Annotated in this window: 15 protein-coding genes; 9 read left to right on the top strand and 6 right to left on the bottom strand. The window is 67.1% G+C overall.

The window, feature by feature from the left end:
* From WBB14_RS24960 to WBB14_RS24950, 3 genes are all read left to right on the top strand, one after another.
* Window positions 1–1,108: phosphate acyltransferase (locus WBB14_RS24960; RefSeq protein ID WP_424242142.1), on the top strand; the 1,108-nt coding region annotated here is incomplete at its 5' end.
* On the top strand, window positions 1,089–2,318 hold the full coding sequence (locus WBB14_RS24955) for a patatin-like phospholipase family protein (RefSeq protein WP_424242141.1): 1,230 nt from the start codon (window positions 1,089–1,091) through the stop codon (window positions 2,316–2,318). The genes WBB14_RS24960 and WBB14_RS24955, both read left to right, overlap by 20 nt.
* Complete coding sequence (locus WBB14_RS24950; protein WP_332015934.1) at window positions 2,315–2,782, top strand: barstar family protein; 468 nt, start codon at window positions 2,315–2,317, stop codon at window positions 2,780–2,782. Before WBB14_RS24955 ends, WBB14_RS24950 begins: the two co-directional genes overlap by 4 nt.
* Before the next feature lie 10 nt (window positions 2,783–2,792).
* On the opposite strand, the gene WBB14_RS24945 is transcribed toward WBB14_RS24950, so the two are convergent.
* Window positions 2,793–3,524 carry a 16S rRNA (uracil(1498)-N(3))-methyltransferase gene (locus WBB14_RS24945; protein ID WP_424242140.1) on the bottom strand — a complete coding sequence of 244 codons (732 nt, stop codon included), beginning with the start codon at window positions 3,522–3,524 and terminating at the stop codon, window positions 2,793–2,795.
* Window positions 3,525–3,730: 206 nt separating this feature from the next.
* Between WBB14_RS24945 and tkt the strand changes: the two genes are divergently transcribed.
* The 4 genes from tkt (at window position 3,731) to WBB14_RS24925 (ending at window position 9,929) form a co-directional block, all read left to right on the top strand.
* On the top strand, window positions 3,731–5,767 hold the full coding sequence (gene tkt / locus WBB14_RS24940) for a transketolase (RefSeq protein ID WP_424242139.1): 2,037 nt from the start codon (window positions 3,731–3,733) through the stop codon (window positions 5,765–5,767).
* Between the two features lie 14 nt (window positions 5,768–5,781).
* A complete protein-coding gene (gene gap / locus WBB14_RS24935) occupies window positions 5,782–6,792 on the top strand; it encodes a type I glyceraldehyde-3-phosphate dehydrogenase (RefSeq protein WP_013395726.1) in 1,011 nt (336 codons plus the stop codon).
* A gap of 95 nt (window positions 6,793–6,887) precedes the next feature.
* The gene (locus WBB14_RS24930; protein ID WP_332011356.1) at window positions 6,888–8,084 is read left to right on the top strand and encodes a phosphoglycerate kinase; all 1,197 of its coding nucleotides are present in this window, start codon (window positions 6,888–6,890) and stop codon (window positions 8,082–8,084) included.
* Window positions 8,085–8,240: 156 nt separating this feature from the next.
* Complete coding sequence (locus WBB14_RS24925) at window positions 8,241–9,929, top strand: SulP family inorganic anion transporter (protein ID WP_424242138.1); 1,689 nt, start codon at window positions 8,241–8,243, stop codon at window positions 9,927–9,929.
* A gap of 22 nt (window positions 9,930–9,951) precedes the next feature.
* On the opposite strand, the gene WBB14_RS24920 is transcribed toward WBB14_RS24925, so the two are convergent.
* The gene (locus WBB14_RS24920) at window positions 9,952–10,851 is read right to left on the bottom strand and encodes a LysR family transcriptional regulator (protein ID WP_424242137.1); all 900 of its coding nucleotides are present in this window, start codon (window positions 10,849–10,851) and stop codon (window positions 9,952–9,954) included.
* Window positions 10,852–11,061: 210 nt separating this feature from the next.
* On the opposite strand from WBB14_RS24920, the gene WBB14_RS24915 reads away from it, so the two are divergent.
* The gene (locus tag WBB14_RS24915) at window positions 11,062–12,066 is read left to right on the top strand and encodes an NADPH:quinone oxidoreductase family protein (protein WP_424242136.1); all 1,005 of its coding nucleotides are present in this window, start codon (window positions 11,062–11,064) and stop codon (window positions 12,064–12,066) included.
* Window positions 12,067–12,083: 17 nt separating this feature from the next.
* Entirely contained in the window at window positions 12,084–13,226 is a 1,143-nt protein-coding gene (locus WBB14_RS24910; RefSeq protein WP_424242135.1) for a CaiB/BaiF CoA transferase family protein, read from the top strand.
* A gap of 50 nt (window positions 13,227–13,276) precedes the next feature.
* Here the strand turns inward: WBB14_RS24910 and fabI are convergent, their stop codons facing one another.
* From fabI to WBB14_RS24890, 4 genes are read right to left on the bottom strand one after another with little or no spacing between them, the layout of a single operon-like run.
* A complete protein-coding gene (fabI, locus tag WBB14_RS24905; RefSeq protein ID WP_424242134.1) occupies window positions 13,277–14,050 on the bottom strand; it encodes an enoyl-ACP reductase FabI in 774 nt (257 codons plus the stop codon).
* A complete protein-coding gene (locus WBB14_RS24900; RefSeq protein ID WP_424242133.1) occupies window positions 14,047–15,231 on the bottom strand; it encodes an acetate/propionate family kinase in 1,185 nt (394 codons plus the stop codon). Before WBB14_RS24900 ends, fabI begins: the two co-directional genes overlap by 4 nt.
* Window positions 15,232–15,262: 31 nt before the next feature.
* Entirely contained in the window at window positions 15,263–16,207 is a 945-nt protein-coding gene (locus WBB14_RS24895; protein ID WP_424242132.1) for a phosphate acetyltransferase, read from the bottom strand.
* Entirely contained in the window at window positions 16,204–18,573 is a 2,370-nt protein-coding gene (locus WBB14_RS24890; RefSeq protein WP_424242131.1) for a DUF3141 domain-containing protein, read from the bottom strand. The genes WBB14_RS24895 and WBB14_RS24890 overlap by 4 nt, the downstream gene beginning before the upstream one ends.
* Window positions 18,574–18,711: the final 138 nt, after the last annotated feature.

Raw genomic sequence — 18,711 nt, 5'->3', positions numbered from 1 at the left:
AGTGGCCAAGGCGGCGATGGAAGGCGGCGTGGCCACGCGTCCGCTGGCGGACCTGGAAGCCTACGAAGAGCAGCTGCAGCAGTTCGTGTACCACTCCGGCGCCTTCATGAAGCCGCTGTTCTCGGCGTCCAAGCGCATCGTGCGCGAGGGCGGCCCGGCGCGCATCGTGTTTGCCGAAGGCGAGGACGAACGCGTGCTGCGCGCGGTGCAGGTGATCGTGGACGAAGGCCTGGCCCGTCCCATCCTGGTGGGCCGCCCGTCGGTGCTGCTGACCCGCATCGAAAAGCTGGGCCTGCGCCTGCGCCTGGGCGAGGACGTCGAAGTCACCAACCCGGAATACGACGAGCGCTTCCACCAGTACTGGACCACGTACTGGGAACTGATGTGCCGCCGCGGCATCACCAAGGAAATGGCGCGCGTGGAAATGCGCCGCCGCATGACCCTGATCGGCGCGATGATGGTGCGCCTGGGCGATGCCGACGGCATGGTCTGCGGTTCGGTGGGCGCCTACCACGACCACTTGCGCTTCGTGGACGAGGTCATTGGCCGTCGTCCTGGCCACAATGTGTACGCCGCCATGAACATCCTGCTGCTCAACGAGCGCACGGTGGTGCTGGTGGATACGCACGTCAACGACGAACCCTCGGCCGAGCAGATCGCGGAATTCACCATCGCCGCCGCCAACGAGATGCGCCGCATGTATCTGGCGCCCAAGATCGCGCTGCTGTCGCGTTCGAACTTCGGTTCGGGCAGCTCGGCCTCGGGCGCGAAGATGCGCCGCGCGCTGGAGCTGGTGCGCCAGGCCGCGCCGGACCTGGAGATCGACGGCGAGATGCACGGCGACTGCGCGCTGGACGAAGCGCTGCGCATGCGCATCCTGCCGTCGTCCACGCTCAAGGGCCAGGCCAACCTGCTGGTATGCCCGAACGTGGATTCGGGCAACATCGCCTACAACCTGCTGAAGACGGCCGCCGGCAGCAACGTGGCGGTGGGTCCGTTCCTGCTGGGCGCGAATGCGCCGGTGCACATCCTGACCTCCAGCTCCACCGTGCGCCGCATCGTCAACATGACCGCGATGACGGTGGTCGATGTCAATACGCCGCGTTGAAGTAACGCCATCCGGTCCGGCGTGCCCGCGCACGCCGACCGGCCTGGTCCTGACCGGAGGCGGCGCCCGCGCCGCCTATCAGGTAGGCGTGCTCAGCGCCATCATGGAGCTGCTGGATCCGGACTGGCACTCGCGCTTTCAAAATCCTTTCCACATCATCTGCGGCACCTCCGCCGGCGCCATCAATGCCGCCGCGCTGGCCTGCCGCGCCGACCGGCCCCATCTGGGCGTGCGCCGCATCCGCCGGCTGTGGTCCTCCCTGAATACCGACATGATCTACCGGGCCGACGCGCCCGGCCTGATACGCACCGGGGTGCGCTGGCTGGGCCTGTTGTCGTTGGGGTGGATGTACTCGGGCCTGACGCGCAAGCGACCCCACTCGCTGTTGGACAACAGTCCCATGCAGGGCTTGCTGGAACGGGTGCTGGACTTTCAGCACCTGCGCACCAATCTTGAAAGCGGCGCGCTGTCGGCGCTGGCGATCACGGCCTCGGGCTACACCAGCGGCGAGCATCTGACCTTCTATCAGGCGCACACGCCCATCGAGCCCTGGCATCGCTATCTGCGGCTGGCGCTACCCACGCCCATCGGCATCGATCACCTGATGGCTTCGTCCGCCATCCCCTTCGTCTTTCCGGCCCGCCAGGTGCAGGTGCACGGCAAGGGGGAGTGGTGCGGCGACGGCTCGATGCGCCAGCTAGCGCCCATCAGCCCGGCCATTCATCTGGGCGCGCATCGGGTGCTGGTGATCGGCACGGGTTTCCGCGACGAAACCCACCCTGAAAACCGCGAGGACTCGCCGCCTTACCCCTCGCTGGCCCAGGTCGGCGGGCATGCGCTGGCCAGCATCTTCCTGGATGGCCTGTCGGCCGACGTCGAGCGCCTGGAGCGCATCAACTTCCTGATGGACCAGTCCAGCGCGGACGGCGCGCAGGGCCATGCGCGCCGCATCGAGGTTCTGACGATCACCCCCAGCCAGTCGCTGGATGTCATGGCGCTGGAACATTTGCAGGATATGCCGGCCCAGGCCCGTGCCCTTTTCCGCGTACTCGGTGTATCGTCCGACCCAGACCGTCCTGGCGGCGGGTCACTGATGTCCTACCTCTTATTTGAATCCAGCTACACCAAGCGATTGATTGAACTGGGTTATGCCGATACGATGCAGCGTAACGACGAAGTGATCGCCTTTTTCAAGGGGGCTCAGGCATGACGCGCAATGGCCAATCTACTCTGCAGCGGCAGCTGCTGCGCGGCGGTGCGCTGGCCCATGACGGGCTGGACAAGAAGGCCGTGGTGGATGCCGCCCATGAGCTTGGCCTGGCCCTGTTCGTCGCCAATTGCGATCCTGCCCGCAGCCGTTCCGCAGTGCTGCGCGCCATCGTCAAGGCGGTCGATTTCCCCGAATACTTCGGCGGCAACCTGGACGCCCTCTACGACTGCCTGTGCGACACCGTGCTGGACCACAAGACCGGGGTGGTGCTGTGGCTGTACAAGCTGCATTCGGGCGATCCGGCGCTGGAAGAAGACGCCGGCCGCATCGAAACCGTTTGCTCCGACGCCGCGGATTTCGCCCGCGAAAACGGTCGCATTTTTTCGTATGTCATCGAACATGCCGGACGCCATCCGGACCCCGAGCCCGGGGTGGCGGCAGCGCCCTACGGCGAAGACCACTGATCCAGCAGTCCTACCAGGCCAGCAGCGCGCTGGCCGCCGACAGCAGCGCCAGCCCCGCGGTCTCGGTGCGCAGCACCCGGGGGCCGAAGCGCACGGCCTGCACGCCGGCCTCGCGGGCCAGCGCCAATTCCTTGTCCGACCATCCGCCTTCCGGGCCCACCAGCAGGGTCAACTCCCGCAGGCCGGGCGCGGCCCGCAGCGTGCCGGCAAGATCGTCCTGCGCTTCCGGGTGGCACAGCAGGCGCAGGCCGTCAGCCGGCTGTTGCAGCCACTCGGCCAGCGTGAGCGGGGCGTCGACGGCCATCAGCCGGTTGCGGCCGCATTGTTCGCTGGCGGATTGCGCGATGCGCTGCCAATGCGCCACGCGCTTGTCGAGCCGGGGGCCTGACAGCTGCAGCACGCTGCGCTGGGCGGCGATGGGGCTGACGCGCGCGGCGCCCAGTTCCACGGCCTTTTCCACCACCCAGTCCATCTTGTCCCCGGATGGCAGCCCCTGCACCAGCGTGACACGCCCGGCCAGCTCGGCCTCGCGGGAAGAGAAGTCGCCCAACTGGGCAAAGCCGGCCTTGCCGTCCACCTCGAGCGTGGCGGGATACTCGCCGCCCTGGCCATTGAACAGCGCCACGGCTTCGCCCGCGCGCAGCCGCAGCACCCGCAGCGCATGGTGCGCCAGGGCCTCCGGCAACGCCACGCGGGCGCCGGCGGTCAGGGGAATGTCGCAGAAGAAGCGGGGGGCTGACATGAATGTGTGCTTACGGTTTGAGGGGAAGAAGGACTATTTTGCCCCCCGTGGGGGCACTTGCGCGAAGGGCAGCTAGCCTAGCATGGGGCCGCCTTCTGGCCGATGGCGTGGGGGAAACCCCCGGATGCTAAAATCCCTTGCTTCGCAACCTACTCAACTGGCCCCTATTTCGATCGTAGGCACGCCAGCTTCAAAGAGCCTTCCGAATGAGCAATCCGACCGCCCCTAAACTTGCCTTGGCGGATGCCATCCGCGCCCTCGCGATGGACGCCGTGCAACAAGCGAACTCCGGGCATCCGGGTGCTCCCATGGGCATGGCGGAAATCGCCCAAGCCTTGTGGGCCGGCAACCTGCGTCACAATCCCAAGGATCCCGCCTGGGCCAACCGCGACCGCTTCGTGCTGTCCAACGGCCACGGCTCGATGCTGATCTATGCCTTGCTGCACCTGACCGGCTACGACCTGCCGATCGAAGAACTGAAGAATTTCCGTCAGCTGCATTCCAAGACGCCGGGCCACCCCGAAGTGGGCATCACCCCGGGCGTGGAAACGACCACCGGCCCGTTGGGCCAGGGCCTGGGCAATGCCGTGGGCATGGCGCTGGCCGAAGCGCTGCTGGCCGCCGAGTTCAACAAGCCTGGCCATACGCTGGTCGACCATCACACCTACACCTTCACCGGCGACGGCTGCCTGATGGAAGGCATCTCGCATGAAGTGTGCTCGCTGGCCGGCACGCTCAAGCTGGGCAAGCTGGTGGTGCTGTATGACGACAACGGCATTTCCATCGACGGCCACGTCGAACACTGGTTCGCCGACGACACCGCCAAGCGCTTCGAAGGCTACGGCTGGAACGTGATCCGTGGCGTGGACGGCCATGACGTCGCCGCCGTGGACGCCGCCATCAAGGCCGCGCGCAAGCAATCGGAAAAGCCCACGCTGATCGTCTGCCGCACCGTGATCGGCAAGGGTTCGCCCAACATGGCCGGCACGCACAATGTGCACGGCGCGCCGCTGGGCAAGGACGAAATCGCCGCCACCCGCGCCGCCCTGGGCTGGTCGTCGGAACCGTTCCAGATTCCGCAAGAGATCTACGACGGCTGGGATGGCCGCAAGCAGGGCGCCGCCGCCCAGGCCGAATGGCAGTCGGCATTTGACGCCTACGCCGCCGAATTCCCGGCCGAAGCCGCCGAATTCACGCGCCGCATGAAGGGCGAAATGCCCGCCGGCTACGCCGAACAGTTCAAGGCGTTCCTGGACGCCACGCTGGAAAAGGCCGAAACCGTCGCCACCCGCAAGGCGTCGCAGTTCGCGATCACCGCGCTGGCGCCGGTGCTGCCGGAAATGCTGGGCGGCTCGGCCGACCTGACCGGCTCCAACTTCACCGACTGGAAGGGCGTTGCCGCCGTTCGCGCCGGCGACCACGGCATCCAGTTCGGCCGCCACATCAACTACGGCGTGCGCGAATTCGGCATGGCCGCCATCATGAACGGCGTGGCCCTGCATGGCGGCTACCTGCCGTTCGGCGGCACGTTCCTGACGTTCTCCGACTACTCGCGCAACGCCATCCGCATGGCTGCGCTGATGAAGCAGCGCGTGGTCCACGTGTTCACCCACGACTCCATCGGCCTGGGCGAAGACGGCCCGACCCACCAGTCGATCGAGCACGCCTCCAGCCTGCGCCTGATTCCCAACCTGTCGCTGTGGCGTCCTTGCGATACGGCTGAAACCGCTGTCGCTTGGAACGCGGCCGTGACGCGCCCGACCAGCATCGGCATGGACGTGCATGACGGCGGCCCGACGGCCCTGTTGCTGTCGCGCCAGAACCTGCCGTTCGTGCCGCGCGACGCCGCCACCGTCGAGGCCATCGCCCGCGGCGGCTACGTGCTGCGCGATGCCGAAGGCGCCCGCGCCGTCATCATCGCCACCGGCTCGGAAGTCGCCATCGCGTTGGACGCGCAGGCGCAACTGGCCAAGGAAGGCGTCGCCGTGCGCGTGGTCTCCATGCCCAGCACCGACGTGTTCGACCGCCAGGACGCCGCCTGGAAGCAATCCGTGCTGCCCAAAGGCCTGCCCCGAGTGGCTGTCGAAGCCGGCATCACCGCCTTCTGGCACAAGTACGTAGGCCTGGAAGGCGCCGTCGTCGGCATCGACCGCTACGGCGAATCCGCGCCTGCCGGCGCACTGTTCAAGTTCTTCGGGCTGACCGCCGACAAGGTGGCCGAGACCGTCAAGCAAGTTTTGTAAAAAGGAGCTCAGTCATGACTATTCGCGTCGCCATCAACGGTTACGGTCGCATCGGCCGCAACATCCTGCGTGCCCACTACGAAGGTGGCAAGAAGCACGATATCGAAATCGTCGCCATCAATGACCTGGGCGATCCCAAGACCAACGCCCACCTGACGCGCTACGACACCGCCCACGGCAAGTTCCCGGGCACCGTCGAGGTCGACGGCGACTTCATGGTCGTCAACGGCGACAAGATCCGCGTGCTGGCCAACCGCAACCCGGCCGAACTGCCCTGGGGCGAGCTGAAGGTCGACGTGGTGCTGGAGTGCACGGGCTTCTTCACGACCAAGGAAAAGGCCGGCGCGCACATCAAGGGCGGCGCCAAGAAAGTCATCATCTCGGCCCCGGGCGGCAAGGACGTCGACGCCACCATCGTGTACGGCGTGAACCACGGCGTGCTGAAGGCCACCGACACCGTCATCTCCAACGCGTCGTGCACCACCAACTGCCTGGCCCCGCTGGTCAAGCCGCTGAACGACAAGCTGGGCCTGGAAAACGGCCTGATGACCACTGTCCACGCCTACACCAACGACCAGGTCCTGACCGACGTCTACCACGAAGACCTGCGCCGCGCGCGTTCGGCCACCATGAGCATGATCCCCACGAAGACCGGCGCCGCCGCCGCCGTGGGCCTGGTGCTGCCGGAACTGAACGGCAAGCTGGACGGCTACGCCATCCGCGTCCCGACCATCAACGTGTCGCTGGTTGACCTGTCGTTCGTGGCCAGCCGCGATACGACCGCCGAAGAAGTGAACGGCATCCTGAAGGCCGCCTCGGAAGGCGAGCTCAAGGGGATCCTGGACTACAACACCGAGCCCCTGGTTTCGGTGGACTACAACCACAACCCGGCCTCCAGCACCGTTGACGCGTCGCTGACCAAGGTTTCGGGCCGCCTGGTCAAGGTCTCGTCCTGGTACGACAACGAGTGGGGCTTCTCGAACCGCATGCTCGACACCACCGTCGCGCTGATGTCGGCCAAGTAAGCAACACGGCTAGTCCATAGAGGGGACGGATTTGTTTTCCGCGAGTGCGGAAAATGGGTTCGTCCCCTTTGTACGCCCATCGTAGGAATCCAAATATGTCCAAGGTCAACACTCTGTCCGCGCTGGCCAAGTCCGGCGCCCTGTCCGGCAAGCGCGTGTTCATCCGCGCCGATCTGAACGTGCCGTTCGACGACGCCGGCCGCATCAGCGAAGACACCCGCATCCGCGCCTCGGTGCCCGGCATCCGCATGGCGCTGGACGCCGGCGCCGCCGTCATGGTCACGTCGCACCTGGGCCGTCCCAAGGAAGGCGTGCTGACCGAAGCCGATTCGCTGGCCAAGGTCGGCCAGCGCCTGTCCGAGCTGCTGGGCATGCCCGTGCAGCTGGTGCGCGACTGGGTCGATGGCGTCCAGGTCGATCACGGTCAGGTCGTGCTGCTGGAAAACTGCCGCGTCAATGTCGGCGAAAAGAAGGACGACGAAACTCTGTCCAAGAAGATGGCCGCGCTGTGCGACGTCTACGTCAACGACGCGTTCGGCACCGCCCACCGCGCCGAAGCCACCACCCACGGCATCGCGCGCTTCGCGCCCGTGGCCTGCGCCGGCCCGTTGCTGGCCGCCGAACTGGACGCCCTGGGCCGCGCGCTGCACGAGCCCAAGCGTCCGCTGGTCGCCATCGTGGGCGGCTCCAAAGTGTCGACCAAGCTGTCGATCCTGCAGTCGCTGGCCGACAAGGTCGACCAGCTGGTGGTGGGCGGCGGCATCGCCAACACCTTCATGCTGGCCGCGGGCCTGTCCATCGGCAAGTCGCTGGCCGAGCCTGACCAGGTCGACCAGGCGCGCGCCGTGATCGACATCATGAAGCAGCGCGGCGCGGCCGTGCCGATTCCGGTCGACGTGGTGTGCGCCAAGGCGTTCGGCGCCGACGCCGAAGCCACCGTCAAGGCGGCTGAAGACGTGGCCGACGACGACATGATCCTGGATATCGGCCCCAAGACCGCGGCGCAGTTGGCCGAGATCCTGAAGCAGGCCGGCACCATCGTCTGGAACGGTCCCGTGGGCGTGTTCGAGTTCGACCAGTTCGCCAACGGCACCGAAGTGGTGGCGCGCGCGATCGCCGAATCGGCAGGCTTTTCGATCGCCGGCGGCGGCGATACGCTGGCCGCCATTGCCAAGTACGGCATCGGCGAGCAGGTCGGCTACATCTCGACCGGCGGCGGCGCTTTCCTGGAATTCCTGGAAGGCAAGACCTTGCCCGCCGTGGCCGTGCTGGAAGCCCGCTACGCCAAGTAAAGCGGTTTGCCGTGCCAAGCCGAAGCCGCCCCGATGGGGCGGCTTTTTCATGCGGGCCGCTTGATGGCGGCCGCCCCGGTTCGGCTGGCTTGGTGTAGCCTTGGCGCAAACAGCCGCTCCTGGCGCGCTTCCTCCCCGATTTTCCCTCGCAGCACCATGAACCTACGCTTCATCCCCGGCCTCAACAACTTCCGCGGCATTACTCGGGAATCGGCGCGGCGCGACGTCACTGCCGGCCTGAGCGTGGCCGCGGTGGCATTGCCGGTGGGTTTGGCCTACGCGGCCATGATGGGCGTGCCGCCCGTGGCCGGCCTGTGGGCAGCCATCGCCGGGATGCTGGGTTATGCCCTGTTCGGCTCGTCCCGCACCCTGATCGTGGGCCCCGACACCGCCACCTGCACGCTGATTGCAGCCACCCTGACCGGGATGGCGCTGACCTCGCCGGAAGACCGTCTGGTGGCCGCCACTGGCATCGCGCTGACGGTGGGCGTGGGCTGCCTGATCGCGCGCGCGCTGCGGCTGGGCGTGCTGGCCAATCTGCTGTCCCGGCCGGTGCTGATCGGCTACATGGCGGGCGTGGCGATCACGCTGGCCTTGTCGCAACTTAGCGGCCTGACGGGAGTGGGCCTGCGCAACAGCGGCCTGGTGCATCCATTCCTGGAGTTGTCGCGGCGCCTGCCCGAAATCCAGATACCCACGCTGATCCTGGGCCTGACCTCCTGCGCGCTGCTGGTGGCGGTCAAGCGCTGGCGGCCGACCTGGCCCGGTCCCATCCTGCTGGTGGTGCTGGCGTGCCTGTTGTCGTGGCTGTTCAATTTCCCCGGGCTGGGCATCGCCGTGGTGGGCGAGGTCCCTGCCGGTTTGCCAGCGCTCAGCCTGCCGGTGCGGCTGGAGGGCGTGGACAACATTCTGTTGGGCGCGGCGGGGGTGTTGGTGGTGAGCTTCTCCAGCGGCATCGTGACGGCGCGCAGCTTTGCCGCGCGCACGGGCGAACACGTGGATCCCAACCGCGAACTGGTGGGTTTCGGCGCGGCCAACATGGCGGCGGGCCTGTTCCAGGGATTCGTGGTGACCGGCGCGGATTCGCGCACGGCGGTGGGACTGGTGGCCGGCGGTTCCTCGCCGCTGGTCAGCGTCACCGCCGCGGCGGCGCTGGCGGTGGTGGTGGGCCTCTTGAGCGGACCGTTGTACTGGCTGCCGCAGGCCGTGCTGTCGGCCATCCTGCTGCTGGCCGCCGTCAGCCTGTTCGACGGCCACGCCTTCATGCGCCTGGCCCGCATCTCGCGCATCGAGCTGGCGTTCGGCATCCTGGCTGCGGTGGGCGTGGTGGGCTTTGGCGTGCTGCAAGGCGTGGCGGTGTCGGTGGGCGCCACGCTGCTGTATGCGATGTATGTGTCGGGCAACCCGCGTGATGCCTTGCTGGGCCGGCTTCCGGGGGAGACGGTGCTGGGCAAGCTGCATCTGAATCCCGAGGCGCAGCCGGTGCCGGGCACGGTGATCTGGCTGTTCGAGTCTTCGGTGTGGTTCTTCAACGCCGATGCCTTCCGCCGGCGCGCGCGCGAGATCATCGAGCAGGCGGGCGACGTGCGCTGGTTCGTGCTGGATGCCGAGGCCATGACCCAGGCCGACGCCGACGCGGTCGAGGCCCTGTACGAGCTCAAGCACCTGCTGGACGAACGCGGCATCACGCTGCTGGTGGCGGGCGGGCACGGCCAGTTCCGCACCGCGCTGGAACGTTCCGGCCTGGTCAAGAAGATCGGCCGCGACAAGATTTTCGGCAGTCCGGAACAGGCGGTGGAAGCGATCGAACGCTGGCGCCAGGCGCCACCCGCGACGCTGGGCTAGCGTCTGCCCCGGGGTCCGTGCGCTACAAGGATGATTCCTGGCTCCAGGCCACCGCGGCATCGCGGAAGTCCTGGCAGATGGGTGAAAGATAGCCATCCGCGCGCCACAGCACGGCCAGATCATGCTGCCACGTCATGTTGGGGCCGTCCAATGCCGCGAGGCCCTGGCCTTCGGCCTGGCGCAGGCTGCTTGAAGGCATGATGCCCAGCAGGTCGGATCTGCGCAGCAATTCGCCGAAAGTAGAGGGCGAAGCGGTACTTTCCACGGCGACGCGCGGCACAGCCAGGCCCGCGTCGGTGAAGCGTTGTTCCAGCCATTGGCGCAGATAGAGGGAGGCCGCCGGAACGGCCCATCGCTCTTCGGTCAGGTCGCTCAAGCTGCGGAATGCGCCGAGCCGCGGATGCGCGGTCCTGGTCACGATCCGCATGGTCAGCCGCGGCAGCGGCAGCGATGCGATGCCGTCGGGCATGCGAGTGGGTCGTGCCGCGAAAATCAGGTCTCTTTCGCCGTCTAGCAGCATGTCCATGAGCTTCGCGCTCAGGTGGGTCTCGATGGAGAACACCGCCAGGGGACGGCTGACGAAGAATTGCGCAAGCAGGGGCGAAAGCAGGGAAGGGACCAGGTAGGGAATGGCGCCGAGCCGGACGTTGCCGGCGCGCGCCAGTCGTTGCTCGGTCATTTCGGTGCGCAGATCGCGTGCCGCCAGCGAAATCCTGCTCGCATGAGCCTGCATGCTACGGCCTGCATGCGTGGGCAGCAGGCCGCGCGGCGTACGCTCGAACAGCGGCAGGCCGGCCTGTTGCTCCAGGCGAGCGAGCGTCTTGGACAGCGCCGATTGCGTCACGTCCAGAACCTGGGCCGCGCGGTGCAGATTCCCTTGCCGACAGACTTCCAGAAAAGCTTCCAGATCCTCGAATCGCATGCGCGTGCCTGTGTCGGGTGTGATCGGCCGATTGTAAGTGCACCTTGCCGATGATGATTCCTGGCAATTCTCAGCGGGAATCGGTTTTAGCCAACGGGGAATAGTTGGTGGTCCGGCGCGAGCCTAGACTAGCTTGGAACGCATGGGGGCCGGACATCAGATCAAGTCCCACTGCGTTGCGACCGCTTTGACGCGAAAGAGGATCTGCCGATGGAAGATTTCGAAGGCCTGCTGTGTACGCATTGGGGCCATTGGAGCGAACTCGAAATGCGCCGCCTGCCGCGCGTCGCCCTGCAAGCCGGCCAGGTGCGGCTGCGCGTGCGCCATGCGGGCGTCGGCCACGCGCTGAGCCTGTTGGTGGCCGGGAAGTACCAGCGCAAGCCGCCGCTGCCGTTCACCCCGGGTACCGAGGTGGCCGGCGAGATCATCGAGGTCGCTCCCGATGTCGATCATCTGGCGCCTGGCCAGCGTGTCATGGCCGCGTTGGACTGGGGAGGCTACGCCGAAGAGGCTGTCGTCACCGCCGCTACGGTCTATCCCGTGCCCGATGTGGTGGCATTGGCGCACGCGGCGGCTCTTCCCATTACCAGCGGCACGGTGTGGGCCGCGTTGTCCTGGCGTGCCCGGCTGGAGCCGGGCGAGACACTGCTGGTGCACGGCGCGGCGGGCGCGCTGGGTAGTGCCGCGGTGCAGATCGGCCGCTTGATGGGAGCTCGCGTCGTTGCCACCGCCAGCACCGCCGCCAAGCGGGAAGCGGCGTTGCGCCTCGGCGCGGAACAGGCCTTGCCGGCCGATGGCCAGATTTTGCCTGGCGCCTTCAAGGACGCGTATCCGGCAGGAGCCGATGTCGTGTTCGATCCCGTGGGCGGCGATTTGTTCGATGCTTCGCTGCGTTGCGCCGGGCAGGGCGCGCGGCTGTTGACTGTCGGCTATGCCAGCGGCCGTATTCCCCAGGTTCCGGCCAACATCCTGCTGGTCAAGAACCTGTCCGTCATGGGCTTCAACTATGGCCAGTACATAGGCTGGGGCCTGCATGACGAGCGGCAGCGCCACGCTCCCCGCGTGCGAGAGGCGATGGATGCCGTTCTTGCCGCCGTCGTGACGGGCGCCATGCTGCCTCCGGCCATAACGCAGTACCGATTCGAGCACTGGCGGGAAGCCGTCGATGCCACCATGTCGCGCCGCGCCATCGGCAAGGTAATCCTCGACCTTTGATTCTGACCAGGACGCATATGAAAACACCGACCAGTGCCGATTCGACACCCGCATTTCAAGGATTGACCGTGCTCGATCTGAGCCAGGGAATCGCAGGCCCCTATTGTGGCCTCATCCTGGGCCAGCAGGGCGCGCGCGTCATCAAGGTGGAGCCGCCCGACGGGGACTGGGCGCGCCAGATGGGACGTGCGCGCGATGGCTTGAGCGCCATCGCCGTGGCGTACAACGCTGGCAAGCAAAGCGTGATGCTGGACGCGCGCACTGATGAAGGGCGTCGTGCTATTCGGGGGCTGGCGGCGCGGGCCGACGTGGTGATTCAGAGTTTCAGGCCGGGCGTGGCAGAGCGCATGAACATGGGCTACGAATCCCTGGCCGCCGCCAATCCAGCGCTGGTGTATGTGTCGATTTCCGGATATGGCGCAGATGGGCCTCTGGCCCATCTGCCGGCGGTTGACACGACGATGCAGGCATATGGAGGACTGATGCAAGCGAATCGTGATACTGCAGGCCAGCCAAGGCGCATCGGTCTATTGCTGATCGATCTGAGTACCGGGTTATATGCCGCGCAAGCCGCCGCGGCTGCGCTGCATGGGGCCGCTCGGTCTGGAGCCGGCCGGCATGTGCAGGTGTCGATGCTGGAGGCCAGCGCCGCATTGCAGTCCTATCTGCTGCTCGATCAGGCGATGTTCCCGGACGAGGAGCCGGTTGGATTGAATGCGCCCACCGGCCAGTTCCAGACGCAGACCGGGCTTGGCTACATGGCCATGTTGAACGATGCGATGTTCTTGCGGCTGGCCGACGCGCTTGGCTTCGATGATTGGCGGCAGGACACGGTGCTGCACAGCACTGCGGGCCGCCTGGGACGGGCCGCGGAACTATCGGCCAGGGTCGCGGCGGCGCTTGCCTGCGAGTCCTTGGCGCATTGGGAGGCGGTTTTCCGCCGCCACGACATTCTGTTCAGCCGTGTTGGCGGCGTGGAGGACTTGCTCGACTGCCCGCAGAGCCGGCATGCGGGACTTTTCGTCGAGTTGGAGCAGGGCGCCCTGGGCAGCTTGCCATGGGTTCGCCTGCCCGGCGTGCCTGTGGCGTCCGGCAGTCCGGCCGCCGCGCCGCGCACCGGCGAACATACGCAGGCAGTGCTGACAGAATTTGGACTGTAGTCAGCGGCAGGGTGCATGAGGCCCCTGCAGGCTCGTGACGCCGGCAGGGGCTAATCGATGATGTGATATCCGCCGTCGATGTATATCGTCTGCCCGGTCATGCGGCGGGCGGCGTCGGTGGCCAGCCAGGCGGTGGCTTCGCCCACGTCGTCGATGGACACCAGGCTGCGGGTAGGGGCCTTGGCTTGGGCCCGATCCAGCAGCGCGTCGAATTCGGCGATGCCCGAGGCGGCGCGCGTCTTCAGCGGCCCCGGCGATATCGCGTGCACGCGTATGCCCTGCGGGCCCAGTTCCGCTGCCAGGTAGCGGGTGGCGGATTCCAGCGCGGCCTTTACCGGCCCCATCATGTTGTAGTGCTCGACCACCATCTGCGAGCCGTAATAGCTCATGCAGAATAGCGCGCCGCCCTTGCGCATCAGCGGCTCGGCCAGCTTGGCCATGCGGATGAAGGACCAGCAGGATAGGTCCATGGCCTGCAGGAAACCGTCGCGCGAGCAATCGGTCACGCGGCCGTGCAGATCGTCGCGCGGCGCAAAGGCGATGGAGTGCAGCACGAAATCCAGTTGACCCCATTCGGCAGCGACGCTGTCGAACACGGCCTCCAGTTCGCCTTCGCGCGTCAGGTCCAGCGGCAGCAGCAGCGGCGCGTCCACCTGGCGGGCCAGCGGCTCCACGTGGCGCAGGGCCTTGTCGTTCAGGTAGGTGACCGCGAGCTCCGCGCCCAGGGCGCGGAAGGCCTTGGCGCAGCCCCAGGCGATCGAGTCCGCATTGGCGATGCCGGTCACCAGGCCGCGCTTGCCCGCCAGCGGCAGGGCTGCGCTCATCGCTGCCTCACCAGCGCCAGCGTGTGCTGGGCGATGATCAGCTCTTCGTTGGTGCGCACCACGTAGACGCCGATGCGGCTGTCGTCGGTGGAGATGCGCGGCCCGTGGCGGGCGTTGCGTTCCGGGTCCAGCTTGATGCCCAGCCAGCCCCAGTGCTCGCTGATCGCCTGGCGGATCTCGGCGGAGTTTTCGCCCACGCCCGCCGTGAAGACGATGCCGTCCACGCCGTTCATGGCGCAGGCCAGGCCTATCATGCCTTCGGCCACGCGCCAGGCGAAATACTGCAGCGCCAGCTTGGCCGAGGGCGCGTCGCTGGCCAGCAGTTCGCGCATGTCGTTGCTGATGCCGGAGAGGCCCTTCATGCCGCAATCGTGATAGAGCAGGTGCTCGATCTCGTCGTGGTTCATGCCGCGTTCCATCATCCACAGCACCACGCCGGGGTCCAGGCGGCCGGGGCGGGTGCCCATGGGCAGGCCTTCCAGCGCGGTGAAGCCCATGGTGCTGTCCACGCTCTTGCCATGATGCATGGCGCAGGCGGAAACACCCGAGCCCAGATGGGCCGCGATGATCTTGCCGCCGGCGATGTCGGGCAGCGCCTTGCTCAGGCGCTGCGCGATGTACTCGTAGGACAGGCCATGGAAACCGTAGCGGCGCACGCCTTCCTGGTACAGCCGTTCCGGCAGGGCGTAGCGGTCGGCCACGTCGGAGTGGCTGCGGTGGAACGCGGTGTCGAAGCAGGCTACCTGCGGGATCCAGGGGCGGCGCTCGCGGATCACGCGGATGGGCGCCAGGTTGTTCGGCTGGTGCAGCGGCGCCAGCGGCGTGAAGGCGTCGAGCTTGGCGAGGATGGCGTCGTCGACCAGCACCGGTTCGGACAGGTCGGGCCCGCCGTGCACCACGCGGTGGCCCACCGCCAGCGGCGCGCCGCCGAGGTGGCCGCTGAGCCAGGTGCCGACGACTTCCTGGCCGTTGGGCACGTCGGGCGCATGGCTGGGCGCGATCTCGCGTTCGACCAGGGTCTGGCCGGCGGCGTCGCGCACCTTCAGCTTTGGATGCGAAGTGCCTATGCCTTCGAGCTGGCCGCCCAGGCGCGGGGCCAGTTCCTGTGCGCCGTCGATGTCGTACAGGTAGAACTTGATGCTGGAACTGCCGGCGTTGATGACGAGGATGGTATCGGTCATGGCGCTGTGATTCCGGATTGTGAGTGGCGCGTCAAGCCAGCGGGCGGGCTTGTTGCTGGGCCAGATGGTGCGCGTAGATGGCGGCGACCGCGCAGGACGCGAGGCGCGAGCGCGGGCTGTCGGCGCGGCTGGTCAGGATGATGGGCACGCGCGCGCCCAGCACGATGCCAGCCGCTTCGGCGTTGGCCAGGAAGGTCAGGTTCTTGGCCAGCATGTTGCCGGCTTCCAGATCAGGCACGACCAGCACCTGGGCCACGCCGGCGACCGGCGAGCGGATGCCTTTGATGCGCGCGGCGTCGGGGCTGATGGCATTGTCCAGCGCCAGCGGGCCGTCCAGCAGGCCGCCCGCGATCTGGCCGCGGTCGGCCATCTTGCACAGCGCGGCGGCTTCGATGGTGCTGGGGATGCTGGGGTTGACCTGTTCTACCGCGGAGAGGATCGCCACGCGCGGCTCGCCCAGGCCCAGGCCGTGGTGCAGGTCGATCACGTTGCGGATGATGTCGGCCTTGGTTTCCAGGTCCGGAAAAATGTTGATGGCGGCGTCGGTGATGAAGAGCGGTTCCGCATAGGTCGGCACTTCCATGATGAAGACGTGGCTGATGCGCCGGCTGCTGCGCAGTCCGGTGGCGCGCGCCACCACTTCATGCATGAGTTCGTCGGTATGCAGGCTGCCCTTCATCAGCAGTTCGGCTTCGCCGCTGCGCACCAGGGCGACGGCGCATTCGGCCGCCGCGTGGCTGTGCGGCGCGTCGACGATGCGGGCATCGCCCAGGTTCAGCTTGTGTTCGGCGGCGGTGGCGCGGATCTTCTGCTCGGGGCCCACCAGGATAGGCTTGAGCAGGCCCAGGTCGCGCGCTTCGAGCGCGGCCGACAGCGAGGGCTCGTCGCAGGGGTGGGCGATGGCGCAATACGCCGGCGCCAGCGTCTGCGCGCGCGCGATGAGCTTGTCGTAATGGGTCGAGGGGGGCAGCGTCATTCGGATTTTGCCTTGGCGGATTTGCGCGCGGGACGCGCGGCGGGTTTGGCGGAGGCGCTGCGTTTGGCGCGTAGCGGTGCGGCCGGCTCCGGTGCCGCCGGCTTGAGCGCAGCCTGTTTGAGCGCGGCCGGCTTAGCCCTGGCCGGCGTCTTCCTGGGTGCCGGTTGCAGCGCTTCGTCGCGCTTCTGCGCGCGGCGCTCGGCGTACTCGAAGAGGCGTTCCATTTCATCCAGGCTTTGGCGGGCGGCCTCGCTCAGGGGCTCGGCGGCTTCCAGCACATGCTTCATGGTGTCCAGCGTTTCGCGGATCGCCGGGGCCGGGGCGCTCTCCAGCAAATGCGGTATGGCCTGGATGGCGCCGGCTGCGTCCAGGGTCATCATCAAGGCCTGGTCGCGGATGATGTCCTTGAATTCCTGCAGCGACAGCGCGGTGTCGGATTCGGCGCGCATCTTGCGGATCAGCGCATAGCTGCGTTCGTCCAGGCCGCCTTCGGCGCCCGACACATACAGCAGCATGCGGATCGCGGCGACGCGCAGGCCGCCCTCCAGCATCAGCGAGCGCAGTTCCGCGGCGCGCTCTTCCATGAAGCGGCGGTGCTCGGGCGATACGCCCGGGTGCTTGCGCGGCGGGCCCGAGCGCGCGCCCAGGCCGGCCAGGTCCTGCACCAGGGGCGAGCCGTACACACCCATGAAGGTGCGTTCGTCCGCGGAATCGCGCAGTTCCTGCCAGATGTTCAGGCTGGTCTCGATCAGGTTCGAGAACATTTCCTGGGCCATCAGGAAGGGGTTGGCGGGCGAGACGGGCTGGCGATGCTCGCGTACCTGCTCGGCGACCTGCGCGATGGGCGCGATCACCGGATTGCGGTCGGAAATCAGTTCATAGGGCAGGCGTAGCGGATGCAGGCGCTGCGACCATTCCGCCGACTGCGGCGTCACCAGGGCGCGCAGCCAGGGCTGCACGAAGCTGCGGTACATACCCAGGTTGATGTCGGAAATGCGGGCGACGGCGGCGAAGCGGCGGTCGTCCTCTTCGTTGCGCTCGACGATGGCGCGCACGTCGTCCAGGCTGCGCTGTTCGAACGACAGCACGTAGTTGCCATAGGCCAGGTCGGCGTTGGGCGTGTCGGGCGTCTTGTCGGCGATCTCCGCCTGATAGATGCCCGGCGGCAGCACGTCGATCATGTCGATGTTGGACGTGAACTCCTGGTGCTCCTTGCGCGCCACGCTGCCGGACACGAAGATGCCCAGGTGGCCGATGCTCTCATGCACGGCATAGACGATGGTCTGGCCATGCGCCAGCACCTCGGATTCGTCCTGGTACAGGTCGGGGATCCAGCCCAGCGCCTGCGGCGGGGGCGTGATGTTGTCGCCCTTGGAGCAGAACACCACGATGGGCGAGCGGATGTTGCGCAGGTCGATGCGGATGCCGTCCGAGGTCACCAGGCCGGCGGTGGCCAGGCGGTTGCCCACGAACAGATTGTCGACGATGTACTGGATTTCCGGGCCGTTCAGGAAGACGTGGCCGCCCCACCATTTCTCGAAGCTCAGGTAGCGCTTGGCCTCGGTGTCGACATTGGCGTACAGGTTGTACTGCTTGGACCACAGCGTGTTGGCGGGATTCAGGTTTTCGAAGTTCTGCACCAGCCAGGCGCCGTCGAATTTGCCGTCGCCGAGGTCGCTGGTCATGGCGGTGAGCCAGCTGCCGCCCAACAGGCCGCCGGCGTAGCGCATGGGGTTCATGCCGCGCCAGCCGGCCCAGTACGACAGCGGTGCGCCCGCCACGATGATGGGGCCGAACAGTTCGGGCCGCACCGCGGCGGTCATCATGATCTGCCAGCCCGCCTGGCAATTGGCCACCACCACCGGCTTGCCTTCGGCGTTGGGGTGCAGCGCGATGATTTCTTCCAGGAAGCGCGCCTCGGCCATCATCACGTCTTCGACGGTCTGGGTCGGCATGGGCTGCGGCAGGAAGGTGGCGAAGTAGCAGGGGTGGCCCGCGCGCAGGGCCACGCCGATCTCGCTTTCGGGCTTGAAGCCGCCGATGCCGGGGCCATGCCCGGCGCGCGGGTCGACCACCAGGAAGGGCCGCTTGATGGGATCGGTTTCCACGCCTTCGGGCGGCTTGATGCGCAGCAGGCCGTAGTTGACGGGCCGCGGCAGACAGCGGCCGTCCAGCACCAGTTCGGATTCCATGCTCAGCACATTCGGGGCGCGCTTGGCCATGTGCTCGTGGTACTGGTTGCCGCGCTGGCGCATCACATCGGCGTAAAGCACGCCGCGCTGCCAGGCGTCCACTGCGTATTCGTAGGCCGCCGTCCAGGGGTTGAAGGGCGGGGCGGGTACGCGATCGTTGCCAGATCCGGCCATGGCGATCTCCTGTAGGTTGCTTGCGGCGGCAAACCGCCGCGCCGATTCCGAGTGGAACCGGCCGAGTTGACCTCTCCATTACACCGCAACTGATGTTGCGGTGCAACATCAAGGGTCTTGACGCAGGTCAAATGGGAC

Origin of the sequence: Achromobacter sp. (assembly GCF_049647645.1) — a bacterium.
Lineage (GTDB): Bacteria > Pseudomonadota > Gammaproteobacteria > Burkholderiales > Burkholderiaceae_B > Achromobacter.
This window is presented reverse-complemented; position numbering and strand designations above follow the sequence as displayed.

Coding starts and splice junctions, on each gene's coding strand:
- gap (WP_013395726.1), top strand. CDS start 5,782: ATGACTATTCGCGTCGCCATCAACGGTTACGGTCGCATCGGCCGCAAC.
- WBB14_RS24910 (WP_424242135.1), top strand. CDS start 12,084: ATGAAAACACCGACCAGTGCCGATTCGACACCCGCATTTCAAGGATTG.
- WBB14_RS24925 (WP_424242138.1), top strand. CDS start 8,241: ATGAACCTACGCTTCATCCCCGGCCTCAACAACTTCCGCGGCATTACT.
- WBB14_RS24915 (WP_424242136.1), top strand. CDS start 11,062: ATGGAAGATTTCGAAGGCCTGCTGTGTACGCATTGGGGCCATTGGAGC.
- WBB14_RS24895 (WP_424242132.1), bottom strand. CDS start 16,207: ATGACGCTGCCCCCCTCGACCCATTACGACAAGCTCATCGCGCGCGCG.
- WBB14_RS24920 (WP_424242137.1), bottom strand. CDS start 10,851: ATGCGATTCGAGGATCTGGAAGCTTTTCTGGAAGTCTGTCGGCAAGGG.
- tkt (WP_424242139.1), top strand. CDS start 3,731: ATGAGCAATCCGACCGCCCCTAAACTTGCCTTGGCGGATGCCATCCGC.
- WBB14_RS24890 (WP_424242131.1), bottom strand. CDS start 18,573: ATGGCCGGATCTGGCAACGATCGCGTACCCGCCCCGCCCTTCAACCCC.
- WBB14_RS24930 (WP_332011356.1), top strand. CDS start 6,888: ATGTCCAAGGTCAACACTCTGTCCGCGCTGGCCAAGTCCGGCGCCCTG.
- WBB14_RS24950 (WP_332015934.1), top strand. CDS start 2,315: ATGACGCGCAATGGCCAATCTACTCTGCAGCGGCAGCTGCTGCGCGGC.
- WBB14_RS24900 (WP_424242133.1), bottom strand. CDS start 15,231: ATGACCGATACCATCCTCGTCATCAACGCCGGCAGTTCCAGCATCAAG.
- WBB14_RS24955 (WP_424242141.1), top strand. CDS start 1,089: ATGTCAATACGCCGCGTTGAAGTAACGCCATCCGGTCCGGCGTGCCCG.
- WBB14_RS24945 (WP_424242140.1), bottom strand. CDS start 3,524: ATGTCAGCCCCCCGCTTCTTCTGCGACATTCCCCTGACCGCCGGCGCC.
- fabI (WP_424242134.1), bottom strand. CDS start 14,050: ATGAGCGCAGCCCTGCCGCTGGCGGGCAAGCGCGGCCTGGTGACCGGC.